Genomic DNA, 17,444 nt, shown 5'->3' on the forward strand with positions numbered 1-17,444 from the left:
TTCCTCAGGGGCGAAGGTGTTCGGGGCCGCGCACGACCATGGCGGAGTTGAACCCGCCCGCACCGCGGGCAAGTACGAGCGCGGTCCGCACGGGTGCGGTTCTGACCTCGGTGACCAGGTCGAGCTGGTAGTCGGCGGCGAGATCGGTGCCGATGGTCGGCGGGATCACCCCGTCACGGATCGACAGGAAGGCGGCGGCCAGATCCAGCGGCGCCGCACCCGAATAGAGCCGTCCGGTCATGGTTTTCGGTGCGGTCACCGGCACAGCGCGCGCACCGAACACCGCGACCAGGGCGTCGACCTCGATCCGGTCGAGTTCGGCGATCCCCGCGGCGTCGGCGAAGACGACATCGATCTCGGCGGGCGTGATCCCCGCGTCGCCGAGGGCGAGTTCGATCGCCCTGCGCAATCCGGGCTCACCCGGACCGTCTGGACGTGGGTCGACGGTCGCCGCGTGCCCGGCGATCTCGCCGTAGATCTGCGGCGCATCGCGTTGTCTGGCGTGCTCGGCGTCTTCGAGGACCAGCAGCGCGCCACCCTCACCGGGGACGTAGCCGCCTGCTTGCGCGTCGAACGGCAGGTAGGCGCGGTCCGGGTCGGTGACGGTGCTCAATCCGCCGCCCGCCAGCTGTGCCACCCACCCCCACGGGCAGATCGAGGCGTCGACCGCGCCGGTCACCACCAGCGAGGTACCGCGCCGGATCTGCCTGCGCGCCTGGGCCACCGCGTCCAGCCCACCGGCCTGGTCGCTGACCACCACGCTGCTCGGCCCGCGCAGTCCGTTGCGGATGGAGATCTGTCCGCTGTTGACCGCGTAGAACCAGGCGAAGGACTGATAGGCGCTCACGTACTCTCCGCCCTTGCTCCACAGGGCGCGCAGTTCGTTCTGCCCGAACTCGAAGCCACCCGAACTGCTGGCGGTGATCACGCCCGCGGCGTAATCGGGCAGCTCGTCGGGTCGCACGCCGGCGTCGGCGAAGGCCCAGTCCGCGCTCACCAGAGCCAGCCGCGTCATCCGGTCGGTCTGCGGCAACAGCCTGCCCGGCAGGTACTCCTCGGCCTCGAATCCGGTGATCTCCCCGGCCAATTGCGCGGGATAGGACTCGGGGTCGAACCGGGTGACCCGGCGGATCCCGGATTGCCCGGCCAACGTGGTACGCCAATACGCTTCCAGGCCCAGACCGGTCGGCGCGGCGACGCCGAGCCCGGTCACCACCGCGGCGGTCATCGTCGGCTCCGGAAGGGATCGGCGAGCACGACCGCGCTCTGGAACCCACCGAACCCGCTGCCCACCGACAGCACCACGTCGACCTGGTGGTCGCGCGCGGTCAACGGCACGTAGTCCAGATCGCATTCGGGGTCGGGATTGTGCAGGTTCGCCGTGGGCGGCACCACGTTGTTGACCAATGCCAGCACCGACGCCGCGATCTCGATCGAGCCGATCGCGCCGAGCGAATGCCCGACCATCGACTTGATCGAGCTCATCGGCGTGCGGTACGCATGATCGCCGAGAACGCGCTTGACCGCGGCGGTCTCGTGCCGGTCGTTCTGTTTGGTGCCGGAACCGTGCGCGTTGATGTAGTCGATCTCGGTGCCGTCGATCCGTGCCTGGCCGAGTGCGGTGCGGATCGCCTCGGCCATCTCCTTGCCGTCCGGGCGCAGACCGGTCATGTGGAAGGCATTGGATCGGGTGGCGTGTCCGGCCAGCTCGGCGTAGACGGTCGCGCCGCGTTTGCGCGCGCTCTCCAGTTCTTCGAGCACGAACACCGCCGCGCCCTCGCCGAGGACGAAGCCGTTGCGGCTGGCGTCGAAGGGCCGCGAGGCGTGCGCGGGATCGTCGTTGCGGGGGGTGGTCGCCTTGATCGCGTCGAAGCAGGCCACCGTGATCGGGCTGATCGGGGCGTCGGTAGCGCCCGCGATCATCACGTCCGCGCCACCTTCGCGCAGCACGTCCGCGGCGTAGCCGACCGCGTCCAGACCGGAAGTGCACCCGGTGGACACCACCGTCGACGGTCCCTGCGCGCCGACCGCCCAGGCCACTTCGGTCGCGAACGAACTCGGGACGAAGTAGTTGTAGAGGTGCGGCACCGCGTAGTTGTGATCGACCAGTTCCAGCCGCCCACCATCACTGACGGTGCGGTACTCCTCATCGAGGCCCATCGTGGCGCCCACCGCGCTGCCGATGGTGACACCGGTCCGGAACGGGTCGATATCGTCGAACTCGAGCCCGCTGTCGGCGACCGCCTCGCGGGCACTGACCACCGCCAGCTGCGCCGCCCGGTCCATCCGCCGGATCTCCTGCGGGGTCAGGCCGTGTAATTCGGGGTCGAAGTCGATCTCGGCGGCCACCTGGGACCGGAACGGCGCCGGATCGAACAGCGAGATCCGTCCGGTCGCGGTGCGGCCGTTGGAGATCAGGTCCCAGAAGCTCTTCGTTCCCACCCCGCCGGGGGCGCAGACCCCGACGCCGGTGATCACCACGCGACGTTCGGGCGCGCTCATCGTGCGTTCCAGTCGTAGAAGCGGTGCGCCATCGCGTCAGCGGGTGAGCGCCAGGTCTTCGGGTCGTAGGCCTCGATGAACGGCTTGAGATCCTGACTGATGCGCACGAAGCGCTCGTCGGTCTTGGCGTCCTCGATCCGTTCGCCGCCGTTGTCCTCGTCGAAGTCCTGCAGGTGGAAGTACAGGCCGCGGTAGTGGAAGAGCTGGCGGCGGCGCGTGCCCATCCGGTGTGGCAGCTCGGTGGTGTCGAATTCCCGGAACAGTCCGGCGACATCGCCTGCGGACGCGAGGTCCATGCGGGCCACGATCAGTGTGCTGAACATTGACTTCCCCTTCTCTCGGATGTTCATCGGGCCGGCCCGAACCAGCGGTCCAGGGCGGTCGGCAGGTCGTTGTGCGTGCCGGGGGCGGCCCAGGCCACATGGCCGTCGGGCCGCACCAGCAGCGCGGTGGTGCGCGCGTCGGCGTCGATGGGTTCGGTGGCGGTCGCGGTGACCACGTCGATGCGGTCGGTCCACGGCTGGGCTCGGTGGCGCAGCGCCGGGTTGTCGGTGAGGTCGAGCAGAACGCCGCGGCCCGGCCGCAGCAGGGTGGCGGTGTCGGTGGCGTGCGCGCCGCGCGTGAGCCTGCGCCGTGGCAGCCGCGCACCCAGCAGCGGATGGGACCCGTTGCCCACGTCGTAGCGGATGTCGAGTCCGGTGACCCTGGCCGCGAGGTGCCGTTCCACCTCCGGGTAGGCGACGAGTTCGCGCAGCACCTCACGCAGTGGCCCGACCTCCTCGCCGCCGAGGATGAACAGGCTCTGCGCCTTGGTGTTGGCCAGCAGCCGCTGGCCGACCGGGTGACGTTCCCCGTGGTAGGTGTCGAGCAGGGTGGCCGGTGCCCTGCCGCGGCTCACCGCGGCGAGTTTCCAGCCGAGGTTCACCGCGTCCTGGATGCCGGTGTTCATGCCCTGCCCGCCCGCGGGCAGATGGACGTGCGCCGCGTCGCCCGCGAGCAGCACCCGCCCCCGCCGGTACTCGGTGACCAGACGCGCGGCGTCACCGAAGGCGCTCACCCAGACCGGTTCCGCGTGGGAGATGTCGACATCGGTCAGCCGCTTCCACACGTCGGCGACCTCGGCGAAATCCGGTGGGCCGGTGCGCCGCCGGGGTGCGGCGCCGCGTTCGCCGACGATGATCCGGTAGGCGCCGCCGGGCAGCGGGGCGCTCATCACCATGCCGCCGGATACCTGCTGGCCGATCATCCGCGGCGCGATCTCCACCCCGCGGACATCGGCGAGCAGCAGTTCGGTGGTGGCCGGGGTGCCGGGGAAGTCGAACCCGGCGGCCTTGCGCACCACGCTGCGACCACCGTCGGCGCCGACGAGATAGCCGGCACGCAACGGCGCGTGCTCCGCGAAGTGCACGGTGACGCCGTCGGCGTCGCTGTCGAGCCCGACGACTTCGTGTCCGCGCCGGATGTCGGCGCCCAGCTCACGCGCCCAGCCCTCCAACACCGCCTCGGTCGTCGACTGCGGCACCACGCGTGGCGCTTCCAGCGGTGCGCCGAGGACCGTGAGGTCGAGTGGAATCCCGCCGAAATGCCCCGCCGAACCGGTCTCCACCGCGCCGAAGCGGCCGAGCAGTCCGCGCTGGTCGAGCACTTCGGTGGTGCGCAGGGTCAACCCGATGCCGCGCGATTCCCCGGTGCGGGCGGGCAGCCGGTCGACGACGATCACGTCGACGCCCGCCAGCCGCAGTTCCCCGGCCAGTGTCAGCCCGGTCGGTCCCGCGCCTGCCACGATGACGGCAGCGTCCATGGTTACCTCCTGAATTCCGTTCATGCCGCATGACTTCCGGAGTCGTCGAGGCGGCACAGCGTGGTGCCGGAGCTCACCGTCGTGCCGACGGTGGCGGTCAGTTCGCGCACGACGCCCGCGCGGTGCGCGGTGAGCGGCTGTTCCATCTTCATGGCCTCGATGACGGCGACGAGGTCACCGGAATCGACCCATTGCCCTTCTGCCACAGCGATTTTCACGACAGTTCCCTGCATCGGCGCTACCAGCGCGTCAGAGGTTGCCCCGCCGCGCCCACCGTGCCCGGCGCGGCTACTTCGGCGCGGCGCCACGAGAGCGGTACCGACGCGGTCGGGCGCGGGCAGCGACACTTCGAGTCGCCGGCCGCTGATCTCGACGACCACCGTCTCCCGCTGAGGTTCGGGCGCCGTCTCTCCCGCGACGTCCTGCGCGGCGATGCGGTTGCCGAAGCCGGTCTCGATCCAGCGGGTGTGCACGGTGAACGGCGCGCCGGTGAAGGCGGGGTCGTCGAGCACCGCGCGGTGGAACGGCAGCGTCGTCGCGACGCCGTCCACGGTGAGCTCGGCGAGCACCCGGCGCGACCGTGCCAGCGCTTGATCACGGTCGGCGCCGGTGACGATCACCTTGGCCAGCAACGAGTCCCAGGCCGGGCCGATCACCGATCCCTGCTCCACGCCGGTGTCGACCCGCACCCCCGGACCCGAGGGTGCGGCGAACTTCGTCACCGTGCCCGGCGCGGGCAGGAAGCCGCGCCCCGGGTCCTCGGCGTTGATACGGAACTCCACGGAGTGACCACGCGCCGGTGGGTCGTCGTAGCCCAGAGGTTCGCCCCTGGCGATCCGGAACATCTCCCGCACCAGGTCGATGCCGGTCACTTCCTCGCTCACGGGATGTTCGACCTGTAGCCGGGTGTTCACCTCGAGGAACGACAGCGTCCCGTCGCGCCCGATCAGGAATTCGCAGGTGCCCGCGCCTACGTACCCCGCCTGCGACAGGATCGCCTTCGAGGCCCGGTACAGCTCGTCGCGTTGGGTATCGGTGAGGAACGGCGCGGGCGCCTCCTCCACCAGCTTCTGATGGCGGCGCTGCAACGAGCAGTCCCTGGTCGACACCACCACGACGTGCCCGAAAGCATCAGCGAGGCACTGAGTTTCCACATGGCGCGGCTGCTCGAGGTAGCGCTCCACGAAGCACTCCCCACGCCCGAAGGCGGCGGTGGCCTCGCGCACCGCGGCGTCGAACAGTTCGGCGATCTCCGCGCGGTCGCGCACGACCCGCAACCCGCGACCACCGCCACCGTGAGCGGCTTTGATCGCGATCGGCAGTCCGTGCCGGTCGGCGAAGGCGACCGCTTCGGCCGCACCGGCGATCGGATCCCGTGTGCCCGGTACCAGCGGAGCGCCGACCGCCTCGGCGATCCGCCGGGCCGACACTTTGTCACCGAGCGCACGGATCGCCGCGGGCGGCGGGCCGATCCAGATGAGACCGGCATCGAGCACGGCCTGCGCGAAATCGGCGTCCTCGGAGAGGAATCCGTAGCCGGGGTGCACCGCGTCCGCTCCGGCGGCGGCCGCGGCGCGCAGCAGTTTCGCGGCGTCGAGGTAGCTGGTCGCCGGGGTGTCCCCGCCCAGCGCGTAGGCCTCGTCGGCGAGCCGCACATGCGGCGCGTCCCGGTCGGGTTCGGCGTAGACCGCGACCGCGGCCAATCCTTCGTCGCGGCACGCGCGCACGACGCGGACCGCGATCTCGCCCCGATTGGCGATGAGTACCTTGCGCATGGTCGCTGCTCCCTGTCGCTTCGTCACGGTCACAGATAGACGGTGTTGGGCGGCAGGCCGACCAGCGAACGGCCGTAGAGCTCGATGTTCACGCTCGGTGTGATCATCGCGTGCAGCGAGGTCGCGTGGACGTCGCGCTGTAGGCGCGCGATCGGCACGTCGCGCTGGATCGAGGAGCCGCCACTGGCCTGTGCCAGGATCTCCACCGCGGCCTTGGCCTGGTGGGCCACCCAGCCGATCTGCACGCGTGACCAGACCCGTTCCTGTTCGGTCCATGCCTCGTTCGCCGCGGCTTTCGCGTCGATCACGTCGGCGAACGCGCGCGCCCGTGTCTCGGCGTCCTCGATCAGCAGGGCTGCCTCACCGACCTGCAGATGGGTGACCGGAGCGTCGAGCTGGCTGGAGTAGTCGGTGTAGGTGATGGGCCGACCGGGCAGCCGTTCGACGAACGCCGCCAGCGCCGCTCGTGCCGCGCCGACCAGCTGACCGGTCTGGATCGCGGTGACGGGCACCAGCACCGGTGCCGCGTACTGCGGCTTGAGCACGTTCACCGCCGACTTGGACCGGTTCTGGTAGAAGTCCTCGCCGGTGATCACCCGGTGCTCGGGCACGAACACGTTCTCGGCCACCGTCGAGACGCTGCCGGAGCCTTCCAGCCCCGAGGTGTACCAGTCGTCGACGATCCGCAGATCAGCGGTCGGAACCAGGGCGAAGATCGGTACCGGCGCGGCGCCGGGCTCGGTGGGCAGCGCTACGGTGACTTTCCAGTGTGCGTGCAGCACACCGCTGTTGAAGCGCCATGTGCCGTTCAGTACCCACCCGCCGTCGACCTTCGTCGCGGTACCGGTGGGTGCGGTCGTGCCCGAGATCCGCACGTTCGGTGTCGCGAAGACCTCGTCGAGCGCGGCATCGGGCCACAGCGCCGTCATCCAGGTGAGCGAGGCGTAGATCGACAGGCAGAACGCCACCGAGGTGTTGCCGCGGGCGACCTCGGCGAGCACGTCCACGAAATCCCGAGTGCTGGATTCGTAGCCGCCGTACTGCGCGGGAACCTGCATGTTCAGCAGCTCGGATTCCTCGATCGCGTCGATGACATCGTCGGGCAGGCGACGGTTCTCGTCGATCCAGCGAGCCCGCGAACGCAATAGCGGCGCCAGCTTCGTGGCACGCTCGACGAGTTCCTCACGGGACGGGTTGGTAGACATGGTCGATTCCTCTCGCCGAATATCGTGAATACCGAAGCGGTATCGGAGAAGTTCGAGAATTATTCGGCGACAACGCTGCTCACCGATCACCGAAAATCTCGCACATAATTCGGCGACGATTCAAGAGCTGCGGAACGACTCTACGGTCGACCCGTAGGTTCTCCCCGGGGAAACCACAGGATCATCACCAGGGCAACGGGTTCGGGACCGATGGCACACGCACAAAAGACGGCAGTCGTGTGGAACACGACTGCCGTCCGAGTAATTCGACTACCGGAAACTACCTCACGCGCACTCCTGCGCATTCATTACCCCGGCCAGTTGACGCCGACCCGCGATACCGAGTTTCCGGTACACATTGGACAGGTGGAACTCGACGGTACGCACCGTCAGGAACAACTGCTCGGCGATTTCCTTGTTGCTGAGTCCACGCACCGCGAGGCCGGCGATCTTGCGCTCCTGCCTGGTCAAGCCGGTCTCTCGATGCTGGGTGTCCAATGCGCCGAGGACCGAGCCCGCGCGCTGCAGTACGGGGCCGCTACCGGCGGCGGCCGCGAGCTCGGTGGCCGCCGTGACAGCCCTGCGCGATCGCTCTACATCGCCCTCGACCGCGTGCAACTGCCCCAGATCACAGAGTGCGCCCATCAGCTCATAACGTGCTTCAGCGAGTTCGAGCAGCTCTACGGCACGTTCGAGCGCGCCCACCGACCGACTGTCGCGCCGCGCCATGCCGACCGCGTGCAGGGCCCGTCCCACCGCCCCCGGTGAGCCCCAGCGCCGGGCTGCGGCGAGCTCGTCGTCGGCCAGTGCCGCCGCGAGGTCGCAGCGGCCGAGCGCGGCCGCCACCAGCGCGGCGCGGGAACGCCACGGAACGATCGCCGGATTGGCCACATTCAGCGCGGTCAACACCTTTCCGCAGGCCAGGTAGTCCGCCAGGCTGCGCTCGAGGTCGCCTTCGGCGCGATGCAGCGCACCGCGGGCGGCGAGCACGTGCGCGTGGTCGGGCATCGCGTCCACCGCGCTCATCCGGTCCTCGAACAGACACCGGGCACTGCTCAGGTCGCCGACCTGAACCAGCGCCTCGACGAGCCAGGCCAGCGCGATGCCGCGCAGCGCGGGTGACACACCGCTACGCAGCAGCGGTTCCATCGCCGCGATCGCGGCGGCGGGGCGACCGCACTGCGCGTCGATCCTGGCGCGAACGAGCGTCAGCGCTTCGAAGAGGCGAAACGAGATCTCGCCGCGTCCGCCGGACAGCAGCCGGGTGCAGTATGCCGCCGCCTCGGCGCATCGGTCCGCGTAGACCAGGGCCAGCAGAGCCAGCCACAGACACCCCGGGTCGGGCTCGTCGGATTCGGCGTCGAGCACGAGTTCCGATCGCCGGACGATGGTCTCCCGATCCAGAACTCCGCAGTGCACGAAAAGCATGTTCTGTACGCCGCCGCACAGGGTGTCGGCATCGCCGAAACGGCGGCGGGCCTCGGCGCGACCGACGCCGGACAGATAGTCGACCTTGTCGGTGAGCCGGGAGTCTCGGCGTTCACACCACGTCGATTCCGCGTGACCACATCTCACCGGCTCGACGCACCCCGAGTTTCGGGGTGTTCTGATCGACAACACTTTCTGACGTTCCGACATAACATTCATTACGCTCGGGGCCGATAGGCCTTCCGAGCGGGACACAGGATGATCGGTCATGAAGTCTCCCTGGTGCAGCGAGCCGAGCTTCCACGACCACGCCGTCGAAGGCCGCGAAAATCCCCCCGGTTGTCAAAGTACCAGCGACACAGCGCAATTCAGAGTGATGTTCAACATATGAATGCGATGATCTTATCTCTTGCAGATCACATCGTGAATTACCGACTCGCACAGGCTATTACCCGAACACGATCGAGCATTGCCATAACACGGAATGTGATGGTAATCGTACGCGCAGTGGGATGGATGCCACCGAGAGGCCTGGCGCAGACCTCGAACCGGGGCTCGCCCACAGCCCGGCGCGACTGGAGCCGGGCGAGTAGCCTCCTCGTCTCATCGAACAGTCTCGATGTTCAACGGTAACGGGATAGTTCAACGATGTCATCTCGGAAGGCCAGGAAACTGTATCCACGAGTTCAACTCGGTGGCCCGGGAGGACACTGGTTTCGCTCACGCAGATCGGTGGTCTGGTGCGAGCCCGGCGGTGCTCGCTAGATTCGGAATCCAGTGCCCACCAGTGCAATCGGAGGTCCCCATGGGGCAGACCGTCCCCCACACGGTGTCCGTCTCGTGGCTTCGTGACCAGCAGGGCGAGCCCGACCTGCTGGTCGTGGACGCGAGCACCGATTTCACCGTGCTCGACGACGGAACATTCACCCTCGAGTCGGGGCGCACCGCGTACGCGGCAGCCCATGTCCCGGGCGCCGTGTTCGCCGACCTGCTCACCGACTTCGCCGATCCCGCGTCCGATCAGCCGTGCACCGCACCGGAATCGGAGCGTTTCGCCGCGGCCGCCGGCGCGATCGGCATCGGTGACGGTGTGCGCGTCGTCGTCTACGACCAGCACGACGGAATCTGGGCCACCCGATTGTGGTGGCACTTGCGCCTGGAGGGTTTCGACGACGTCGCGGTCCTCGACGGCGGCCTTCCCGCATGGCGGGCGGCGGGCGCCGAGGTTTCGAACTCTCCGGTGACACCCGTACCGGCCACCTTCACCGCCCGCCGCCGGCCCGGCCTCATCCGGTCCACCGGCGAGGTCGAGGCGGCGATAGCCGATGACAAGTTCCTGCTCGTGGGCGTCCTCGACGCCGCGACCTATCGCGGCGAGACAGACGTTTTCGCTCGACCCGGCCACATCCCTGGAAGCATCAACCTCCCGGTCGACCAGATCCGCGACCCGGCGACCGGCGCACTGCGCCCGCTCGAGCAACTGCGGGCCTTGTTCGCTGCCACCGGTCTGCTCGATCCAGCGATCACGCCCGTCACCTACTGCGGCGGAGGCGTCGCGGCAACGGGGGTCGCCCACGCGTTGGCCCTCGTCGGGCGCGAGGATGTCTCCGTCTACGACGGATCCCTGACCGCGTGGACCGCCGACCCCACGCTGCCTCTGGTCGTCGGCGAGCAGCCTGGTTGATCCAACAGCTCCGGTCGAGACCGCGCGTGCCCGAACATAGAGGCATGGACAACGGTGGACAGGTTTCGACGGGGAAGCTGGTCATGGTGCGCCATGGCGAGTCGCACGGCAATGTCGGCAAGCGGCTCGAAACTCGTGTTCCCGGACCGCCTCTCACCGAACGCGGCACGGCGCAGGCCGCACGGTTCGGAGCTGCCGTCGCCGGTTCGCCACGACTGTTCTGCTCGGCGGCGTTGCGGGCCCGCCAGACCGCCGAGCAGATCGAGTCGCTCACCGGAGGTCCGGTGACCGTGCTGGACGGTGTGCACGAAGTGCAGGCCGGCGACTTCGAGGGGGTCGACACCGATGTCGCGCACCAGGCATTCCACCAGACCTATCAACGGTGGCACGGTGGGGAACTCGACCTGGCGGTTCCTGGCGGCGAAGCGGGCAACGACGTGCTCGACCGGTTCCTGCCCGTGCTCGAGGACCTGCGCGCGCGGTACCTGACGCCGGGTGCGGGCACCGACGTGGTGCTGGTCAGCCACGGTATGGCGATGCGGCTGGCGGCCGGCGCGATCGGCGGTGTGCCCACGGCGTTCGCGGCGAGCACACGCCTCGACTTCACCCAGACGATCGAGCTGACGCCGCGCTACAGTCCGGCAGCGCAGTTCCTCGGCTGGACCTGTACGCGGTGGGGACACCACGTCCCACCGTTCGGCGACATCACGACGTAGCTCGGACGCTGTCGCTCTCCCCCAGCAGGTTCAGCGTCCGGAAGTCGGCGAGATACTTGCCGATGAGGGCGCGATCGAGGTGCGGGACGGCCAGGTCGACGGCGCGGAGCGCGTCCTGAAACCGCTTGGTGGGCAGTGCGCTTCGCGGCTCGGCGGGTTGCCGATAGGCCTGCAACAGCGGGAGCACCGAGCGGCGGCGTTGCGGTTCGGGTAGGCGGGTCAGTGCCGCTTCGAACCGGGCGAGCCACTCCGGGTAGCTGTCGATCCGCCGCACGGGCAGCCCTGCCTCGATCAGCCAGTCCACCAGCCGGTCCAGTGAGACGCCGTCGTCGTGGGGATTGGCGACATGGAAGATCCGGTGATCCGGCCGGGGATCACCCCCGAGCGCCGTGATCGCCGCCGCGGTGAAGTCGACCGGAAGCCCGTCGTAATGATCGTGTGCGGGTCCGCCGCGCACGAACGACCGCGGCGCGACCCCGGTGGCGCCCAGGCTCACCAGCAGCCGGGTGAAGGTGTCCGCGACATTGAGCTGACCGGCGTAGTGGCGGTGTGCCAGGGCCATGTTCGAGCGGAACACCGTCACCGGGAGTCCGCAGCGGTCGTGGGCCGTGCGCAGCAGTATCTCCCCCGCCCACTTTCCTGCCTCGTAGCCGTTGGCGTAGCTGTCGTCGATGCGGCGACCGGGTGCGGCGACCCGGATGTCGGCGTCCTCGTCGAGCGCCGAGGAGTCGGCGACCGCGATCGTGGACAGGAAGTCGACCGACTTGACGCGGGTGGTCAACGCCAGCCGGATGATCTCGGCGGTCCCCACCACATTCGCGTCGAACAGATGCCGGTACGGGAGAACATGATTGACGTGGGCTGCGGCATGCACGACATGGTCGACCCGCGCAGCGAGCTGCTCCCAGGCCGAACGGCGCACGCCGAGAGCGGGTTGCGCGATATCGCCGACAACGATCTCGAGATGCCGGGACGCCAGCGCCCGGAACTCCGCACGTAGATCGGCATCGCTGTCGAAGGCATCGTCGAGCCGGCATCGCGCCGCCGCCGGGTCCGCACCACGCACCAGGCAGATCAGCGTGCCACCGATATCGGCCAGCCGGCGCAGCCATTCCAGACACAGGAAACGCCCGATATAGCCGGTCGCACCGGTCAGCAGGACGGTGTGGGCGACGTCGGCGACCGAAGGGAGCGCGCAGGCCCGCGCGACCGTCGCGGGGTCGAGGAACGCCTCCAGCGTCACATCCTCGGCACGCACCTGGACAGTGTCGTCCCCGTGGACGGCAGCGAAGCTCGGGCGCGCGGACTCCGGCTGTCGTTGTCGCCGAACGTATTCCGCGATCGCGGCGAAGTCCGTGCCCGGGCCGGTGAGCAGCCCGGCGGGCAACTCCACGTCGAGCAGTTCGCTCAGCAGGCTCGAGTACGTCACGACAGCCAGCGAATCACCGCCCAGATCGGTGAAACTCGCCCCGACGGGCAGATCCTTCTCGGCGCTGCCGACGACCGCCCTGGCAGCCCGCACGACCACCTCGAGCAGCGGGAGCTGGGCCGCGCGCGCACGCAGTTCACGCAGTTCGGCCGCCCGGTCGTCGGCGTGGTCCCGATAGATCCGCTCCAACCTCGCCTCGTAGCGCTCCCGGACCTTCGGGCGAAGGAGCTTGCCCAGACCCGACAGCAGACCGTTGTCGGCGGTGAAAGGTTGTGTTTCGACGAGGAAGTCACGCGGGATCTCGTGGGCGGCGAGCCCCGTCGCCGACGCCACCTCGCGCAGGGCCGCCGCGAGCGCCGACTCCAGCGACCCGGCGGCCAGGGCTTCGTCGGTCGGCACGATCACCGCGAGAAGGTAGGCGCGTTCGCTGGAGCCGTAGACGAAGATCTGCCGGATCAGCGGGCTCGTCCCGTAGACGGCCTCCAGCCGGGCCACTGTCACGAACTCGCCGTTGGACAGCTTGAGCACGTTGTTGCGCCGGTCGAGATACACCAGGTGGTCGGGTGCGATCTCGGTCATGACATCGCCGGTGCGGTAGTAGCCCTCGGCGTCGAAGATCGCCGCGGACAGCTCGGGCTGACGGTAGTAGCCCGGGATCGCGGTGGACGTGTGCACCAGCAGTTCACCGCGCGGATGCGGCCGGTCGGTGGTGAAGTAGCCGAGCTCGGGCACGTCGAGCAGCTTGTAGCCGGAGACCGGCGGACGCTGGATGCGGTGGTCGAGCAGGATGTCGAGGGCTTCGGTGGCGCCGTACCCGTCGTGCAGGTCGAAGCCGAGCAGGGCCTGGGCGAACAGTTTCGCCTCGGCGGCCATCGGGGCGCTGCCGAAGATGGCGTACACCGCGCGTCCGCCGAGCACCTCGCGACGCAGGGTGTCGAGGGCGGCCTCGCGCGCGGGCTCCGGGTCCGCGCCCGCTGCTCGGCGCCGGTCCACGTCGTCGCGGAATCGGTGCAGCAGCAGTTCACAGACCCTCGGCGCGAAAGCGATCTCCGTCGGACGTACCAGCGCGAGGTCGTCGAGCAGAGTCGAACGATCGGGACGCCCCGTGCAATAGGTGGTGCCGCCACGACCGAGTGTGCCGTAGAGCGAGAGCCGCGCCGCCACATGGCTCATCGGCATATACGCGAGGGTGAGGGCGGGCACCGGACTGGCGTTGAGCCACATCCTGGCGACCAGCCGCTGGGTGTAGATCGCGCCTTTGGGCGTTCCGGTGCTGCCCGAGGTGTAGATGAGCAGGCTCATCGAGTCGGCGTCGCCGCCGAACAACGGGGCGGGCGGCTCGGCCCGCCCCGCGCTGACGATCTCGTCGAGTGTGCGCACGGCGACGGTGGGCAGTCGGCGTCGGGCGTCGGCGAGAATGCGGGCGTGCTCGTCGTCTCCGGGGTTCACATCGAAGACGATCAGAGCCCGCGGAACCCGCTGTGCCGGAACGCTTCCCACTACCCGGTCGAGGAACTCCACTCCCACCGCGAGGACGCGCGGCACGGTCTCGGCCAGAACCGCGGCCAGCTCGCCACCGGATGCGTTGGCCTGCAACGGAACTGCCACCGCGCCCAGATGCACACACGCGAGGTCGAGGGTCGCGTAATCACCACCGGTGACCCCGACGATCGCCACGAAGTCACCGGGGCGCAGCCCGAAGTCCCCGCCCCACCAGGATGCCGCGACCGCGCCGACGCGATCCCACAGCTCGCGATAGGTGACGGTGCCGAATCGTGGCAGCAATCGTGTGGTCCGGCAGCCGGTCTCACGGTCGACAGCGAGTTCGGTGACCCGCCGCCCGACGGCGGGACGATCACCGTAGCCGGTCATCACCGTCTCGGCGAGATGAGCCAGCGGCAGTGCGGGTTGTCGAACCTTCGCCGAGAGTTCTGGGTCGCGCAGCGCGGCCCTGGCCTGCGCGTCGCGCTCGCACAGGATCTCGATCCGGCGTTCCAGCGGAATGCCCGCACTGCCCATGGTCTCAGCCCCTGCCCACGAACGGCATCGTCGTCGGGAAGACGCCGAGGAATTGGATATTCGTGTCCAGCGGCATCGAGGCCATCAGCACCAGCGCCTCGGTGAACCGCTCGGCCGGGATGGTCTGTTCGACCGCCAGTGTGCCGTCGGCCTGCCGCGCCGCCGGTTGCCCACTGCCGTCGGGCGGCGTCACATTGCCGACATCTATTTGCCCGCAGGCGATTCCGTGCGCGCGCCCGTCCAGTGACAGCGCCCTGGTCAAGCCGAGCAGCGCGTGTTTGGCCGTCGTGTAGGCGATGGCATTGGGTCTGGGCGCGTGCGCGGACGGCGCGCCCATATTGATGATCCGGCCACCACCGGGCGACTGGGCGCGCATCACACGGAACGCCTGCTGCGCGCACAGGAACGCCCCGGTGACGAGGGTGTCGAGTGCGCGATTCCAGTCCTCGACGCGGATGTCCTCGATGGGACAGCGCGGTACCGCCGCCCCGGCGTTGTTGAACAGCAGATCCAGGCGGCCGAAATGCCGCTGCACTCCGGTGAACAGGTCGGCGACCGCGGCGGGATCGGTGATGTCGGCGGGTGCCACCAGGACTCGGCTCGCGGGTACGTTCGCGAGGTCGGCGGTCTCCTTCAGCAACGTTTCGCGACGGCCGGTCAGCGCCACCGACCAGCCCTGCGCGAGCAGCGCGAGGGCCGCCGCGCGGCCCAGCCCACTACCCCCACCGGTGACCAGGGCGATGCGATCTTCGGTGCTCATCGGTTCTCCTTGTCCACCCACAGCCGCAGCACGCGGCGCGCTTTCGGTCCCGGTTGGTCGATGTAGGGCGACCGGCCGTGCAGTGCCCGGCTGTTGCGGATGATCAGCAGATCGCCCGCAGCCAGCATCAGATCGAAGCCGACGCCGGGGCGGTGCAGCACCTCGTCGAGTACGTCGAGCGCGGCGAGCCGGGGCGCGTCGGCGGGGTCGTCCGCATTCAGCGAGGCACGCACGGTTCGGGTCTGGTAGTAGCAGCCGATGCTGCCGTCGGGCTGGGTGAACAGAATGGGCGACACCACGATCTGCGGTCCGGCACGCCCAGTGCGGTCGTAGGTCCAGTCGCCACGCAGCAGCGAAAGAGTCTCGCGGTCTTCGGCCTCCAGGATGTCGTTGACCCGCCGGGCGCCGGCGAGCCGAGTGAATCCCTGCCCGTCCGCAGCCGGTTGCAGACACACCAGGACCAGCAGATCGCAGGTGTCGCAGTGGAATCCGAGTGCGGTGGCGCCGTCTCCCTCGCGATCCCGCAGGACCTGGCGCAGGTCGCCCGCGCCGTTCTGCGGAACGACCACGCCGATCCCGTCGAGCACGAACAGCAGCGTGCGGGTGATGTCGTCTTCCGAGGCAGCGGGATCGACGAAATCGGCGACGTGGGCGAACCCCACCCGTTCGATAGCGCCGTCGACGAAGGCGTGCACGGCGGTCCGCACCTTGCCCGCGTCGTCGTCGGTCGCGGCGAGGGTGTCGCGGTCGTCGCCGGGCAGTCGCAGCGACCACACCGCGGGGTCGCGGGCGATCTCGGCTGCGTCCCAGCTGATCTCAACGGAGTTCGACATGGTTGGTCCCGTTCCTTTCTGCGCCGTCACCGGTCGCGAGGCCGACGGCCTTCGACCACAGCGCGACCGCGGTGTCGATCTGGTCGCCCGTCACCACCAGCGCCGGAATCATCCGGACGACATTTCCGTAGGGTCCACAGGTCAGCAGCAACAGCCCCAGCGCCGCGGCGGCCTGCTGCGCGCGCTTGGCGGTGTCGGGATCCGGCCCGCCCTCGGGCGTGCAGAACTCGATGCCGATCATCAGACCGAGCCCGCGGACGTCCGCGATACCGGGGACGGCCAGCGCGTCGGCACGAATCGCGGCGAGCAGTCGTTCGCCCTGGACCGCGGCGTTCTCGACCAGCTTCTCGTCCCGGATCACCGCCAAGGTCGCCAGGGCGGCCGCGCAGGCCACCGCATTGCCGCCATAGGTTCCGCCCTGCGAGGACGGCCAGGCCCGGCGCATCAGCTCGGTGGACGCGGCGATGGCCGAGAGCGGGAACCCGCTCGCCAACCCCTTGGCGGTGACCAGGATGTCGGCGCGCGCATCCGGTTCGTACTGATGCGCCCAGAATTTCCCGGTCCGGCCGAACCCGGTCTGCACCTCGTCGAGGATCAGCAGCATGCCGTGGCGATCGGCCCGTGCACGCAGTCCGGCAAGGAATCCCGGCGGTGCGGGCACATAACCACCCTCACCGAGCACGGGTTCGACGAGCAACGCGGCGGTCTCGGCGGGTGCGGTCACGGTGGCCAGGACATGATCGAGACCGCGCAGCGCGTGGTCGACGGCGGCCTCCTCGCTCAGGCCGAGCCGGAACGCCGCCGGGAACGGTGCCACCGCCACACCGGGCATCAGCGGCCCGATACCGGCCCGGTAGCGGGTCGAGGCGGTGGTCAGGGCGGCCGCCCCCATCGTGCGGCCGTGGAAGGACCCGTCGAAGACGACGATGTTGGGTCTGCCCGTGGCGTGCCGGGCCAGGCGTACCGCGGCCTCGATCGCCTCACTGCCGGAGTTGCTGTAGAACAGCGAATCCAGACCCGGCGGCAGCACCGAGCCGAGCTGCGCGGTCAGTTCGAGCAGCGGCTCGTGCAGGACCGTCGTGTACTGGCCGTGGATCAAGCGAGCGACCTGCTGTTGCGCGGCCTCCACCACACGGGGATGGCAGTGGCCGGTGCTGGTCACCCCGACACCGGCGGTGAAATCGAGATACTGCTCGCCTGCCGCGTCGAACAGATACATTCCCTCACCGCGGCATGCGGTGACGGGAGTGGCCTGGGCGAGAACCGGGGAAAGCTCGGACATTCGACCTCCT

The 17,444-nt window shown here is 69.3% G+C and carries 13 protein-coding genes; 2 read left to right on the forward strand and 11 right to left on the reverse strand.

Annotated elements, in window-relative coordinates; translation table 11 throughout:
* Positions 1–4: 4 nt before the first annotated feature.
* From ACFTS5_RS10195 to ACFTS5_RS10225, 7 genes are all read right to left on the reverse strand, one after another.
* Entirely contained in the window at positions 5–1,228 is a 1,224-nt protein-coding gene (locus tag ACFTS5_RS10195) for a ketosynthase chain-length factor (RefSeq protein ID WP_378629506.1), read from the reverse strand.
* Complete coding sequence (locus ACFTS5_RS10200) at positions 1,225–2,502, reverse strand: beta-ketoacyl-[acyl-carrier-protein] synthase family protein (protein ID WP_378629508.1); 1,278 nt, start codon at positions 2,500–2,502, stop codon at positions 1,225–1,227. The genes ACFTS5_RS10195 and ACFTS5_RS10200 overlap by 4 nt, the downstream gene beginning before the upstream one ends.
* Positions 2,499–2,825: a TcmI family type II polyketide cyclase gene (locus ACFTS5_RS10205; protein ID WP_378629510.1), complete on the reverse strand. Its 327-nt coding sequence runs from the start codon at positions 2,823–2,825 to the stop codon at positions 2,499–2,501. Before ACFTS5_RS10205 ends, ACFTS5_RS10200 begins: the two co-directional genes overlap by 4 nt.
* Before the next feature lie 23 nt (positions 2,826–2,848).
* Entirely contained in the window at positions 2,849–4,303 is a 1,455-nt protein-coding gene (locus tag ACFTS5_RS10210) for an FAD-dependent monooxygenase (protein ID WP_378629511.1), read from the reverse strand.
* 20 nt (positions 4,304–4,323) lie between these two features.
* A complete protein-coding gene (locus ACFTS5_RS10215; RefSeq protein WP_378629513.1) occupies positions 4,324–6,078 on the reverse strand; it encodes an acetyl/propionyl/methylcrotonyl-CoA carboxylase subunit alpha in 1,755 nt (584 codons plus the stop codon).
* Between the two features lie 29 nt (positions 6,079–6,107).
* Positions 6,108–7,283 (reverse strand): acyl-CoA dehydrogenase family protein, encoded by a 1,176-nt coding sequence (locus tag ACFTS5_RS10220; protein WP_378629515.1) that lies wholly within the window; start codon positions 7,281–7,283, stop codon positions 6,108–6,110.
* A gap of 285 nt (positions 7,284–7,568) precedes the next feature.
* On the reverse strand, positions 7,569–8,858 hold the full coding sequence (locus ACFTS5_RS10225; protein WP_378629517.1) for a LuxR C-terminal-related transcriptional regulator: 1,290 nt from the start codon (positions 8,856–8,858) through the stop codon (positions 7,569–7,571).
* Positions 8,859–9,516: 658 nt separating this feature from the next.
* On the opposite strand from ACFTS5_RS10225, the gene ACFTS5_RS10230 reads away from it, so the two are divergent.
* Both ACFTS5_RS10230 and ACFTS5_RS10235 read left to right on the forward strand, forming a co-directional pair.
* Positions 9,517–10,395 carry a sulfurtransferase gene (locus ACFTS5_RS10230; protein ID WP_378629519.1) on the forward strand — a complete coding sequence of 293 codons (879 nt, stop codon included), beginning with the start codon at positions 9,517–9,519 and terminating at the stop codon, positions 10,393–10,395.
* Positions 10,396–10,439: 44 nt separating this feature from the next.
* Positions 10,440–11,111: a histidine phosphatase family protein gene (locus ACFTS5_RS10235; protein ID WP_378629521.1), complete on the forward strand. Its 672-nt coding sequence runs from the start codon at positions 10,440–10,442 to the stop codon at positions 11,109–11,111.
* Here ACFTS5_RS10235 and car read toward each other — a convergent pair.
* The 4 genes from car to ACFTS5_RS10255 are packed head-to-tail and all read right to left on the reverse strand — an operon-like array spanning position 11,101 to position 17,434.
* A complete protein-coding gene (gene car, locus ACFTS5_RS10240; RefSeq protein ID WP_378629523.1) occupies positions 11,101–14,559 on the reverse strand; it encodes a carboxylic acid reductase in 3,459 nt (1,152 codons plus the stop codon). The genes ACFTS5_RS10235 and car overlap by 11 nt on opposite strands.
* Positions 14,560–14,563: 4 nt before the next feature.
* Positions 14,564–15,319 (reverse strand): SDR family oxidoreductase, encoded by a 756-nt coding sequence (locus ACFTS5_RS10245; protein ID WP_378629525.1) that lies wholly within the window; start codon positions 15,317–15,319, stop codon positions 14,564–14,566.
* Positions 15,316–16,152: a TauD/TfdA family dioxygenase gene (locus ACFTS5_RS10250; protein ID WP_378629527.1), complete on the reverse strand. Its 837-nt coding sequence runs from the start codon at positions 16,150–16,152 to the stop codon at positions 15,316–15,318. Before ACFTS5_RS10250 ends, ACFTS5_RS10245 begins: the two co-directional genes overlap by 4 nt.
* A complete protein-coding gene (locus ACFTS5_RS10255; RefSeq protein ID WP_378629529.1) occupies positions 16,136–17,434 on the reverse strand; it encodes an aspartate aminotransferase family protein in 1,299 nt (432 codons plus the stop codon). The genes ACFTS5_RS10250 and ACFTS5_RS10255 overlap by 17 nt, the downstream gene beginning before the upstream one ends.
* Positions 17,435–17,444 lie beyond the last annotated feature (10 nt).

Origin of the sequence: Nocardia sp. NPDC056952, assembly GCF_042674185.1 — a bacterium.
Classification (GTDB): Bacteria; Actinomycetota; Actinomycetes; order Mycobacteriales; family Mycobacteriaceae; genus Nocardia.

Excerpts from the sequence above, each read along its gene's own strand:
- ACFTS5_RS10195 (WP_378629506.1), bottom strand. The coding sequence starts at position 1,228 with ATGACCGCCGCGGTGGTGACCGGGCTCGGCGTCGCCGCGCCGACCGGT.
- ACFTS5_RS10245 (WP_378629525.1), bottom strand. The coding sequence starts at position 15,319 with ATGAGCACCGAAGATCGCATCGCCCTGGTCACCGGTGGGGGTAGTGGG.
- ACFTS5_RS10215 (WP_378629513.1), bottom strand. The coding sequence starts at position 6,078 with ATGCGCAAGGTACTCATCGCCAATCGGGGCGAGATCGCGGTCCGCGTC.
- ACFTS5_RS10250 (WP_378629527.1), bottom strand. The coding sequence starts at position 16,152 with ATGTCGAACTCCGTTGAGATCAGCTGGGACGCAGCCGAGATCGCCCGC.
- ACFTS5_RS10220 (WP_378629515.1), bottom strand. The coding sequence starts at position 7,283 with ATGTCTACCAACCCGTCCCGTGAGGAACTCGTCGAGCGTGCCACGAAG.
- ACFTS5_RS10235 (WP_378629521.1), top strand. The coding sequence starts at position 10,440 with ATGGACAACGGTGGACAGGTTTCGACGGGGAAGCTGGTCATGGTGCGC.
- ACFTS5_RS10255 (WP_378629529.1), bottom strand. The coding sequence starts at position 17,434 with ATGTCCGAGCTTTCCCCGGTTCTCGCCCAGGCCACTCCCGTCACCGCA.
- ACFTS5_RS10205 (WP_378629510.1), bottom strand. The coding sequence starts at position 2,825 with ATGTTCAGCACACTGATCGTGGCCCGCATGGACCTCGCGTCCGCAGGC.
- ACFTS5_RS10210 (WP_378629511.1), bottom strand. The coding sequence starts at position 4,303 with ATGGACGCTGCCGTCATCGTGGCAGGCGCGGGACCGACCGGGCTGACA.
- ACFTS5_RS10230 (WP_378629519.1), top strand. The coding sequence starts at position 9,517 with ATGGGGCAGACCGTCCCCCACACGGTGTCCGTCTCGTGGCTTCGTGAC.
- car (WP_378629523.1), bottom strand. The coding sequence starts at position 14,559 with ATGGGCAGTGCGGGCATTCCGCTGGAACGCCGGATCGAGATCCTGTGC.
- ACFTS5_RS10200 (WP_378629508.1), bottom strand. The coding sequence starts at position 2,502 with ATGAGCGCGCCCGAACGTCGCGTGGTGATCACCGGCGTCGGGGTCTGC.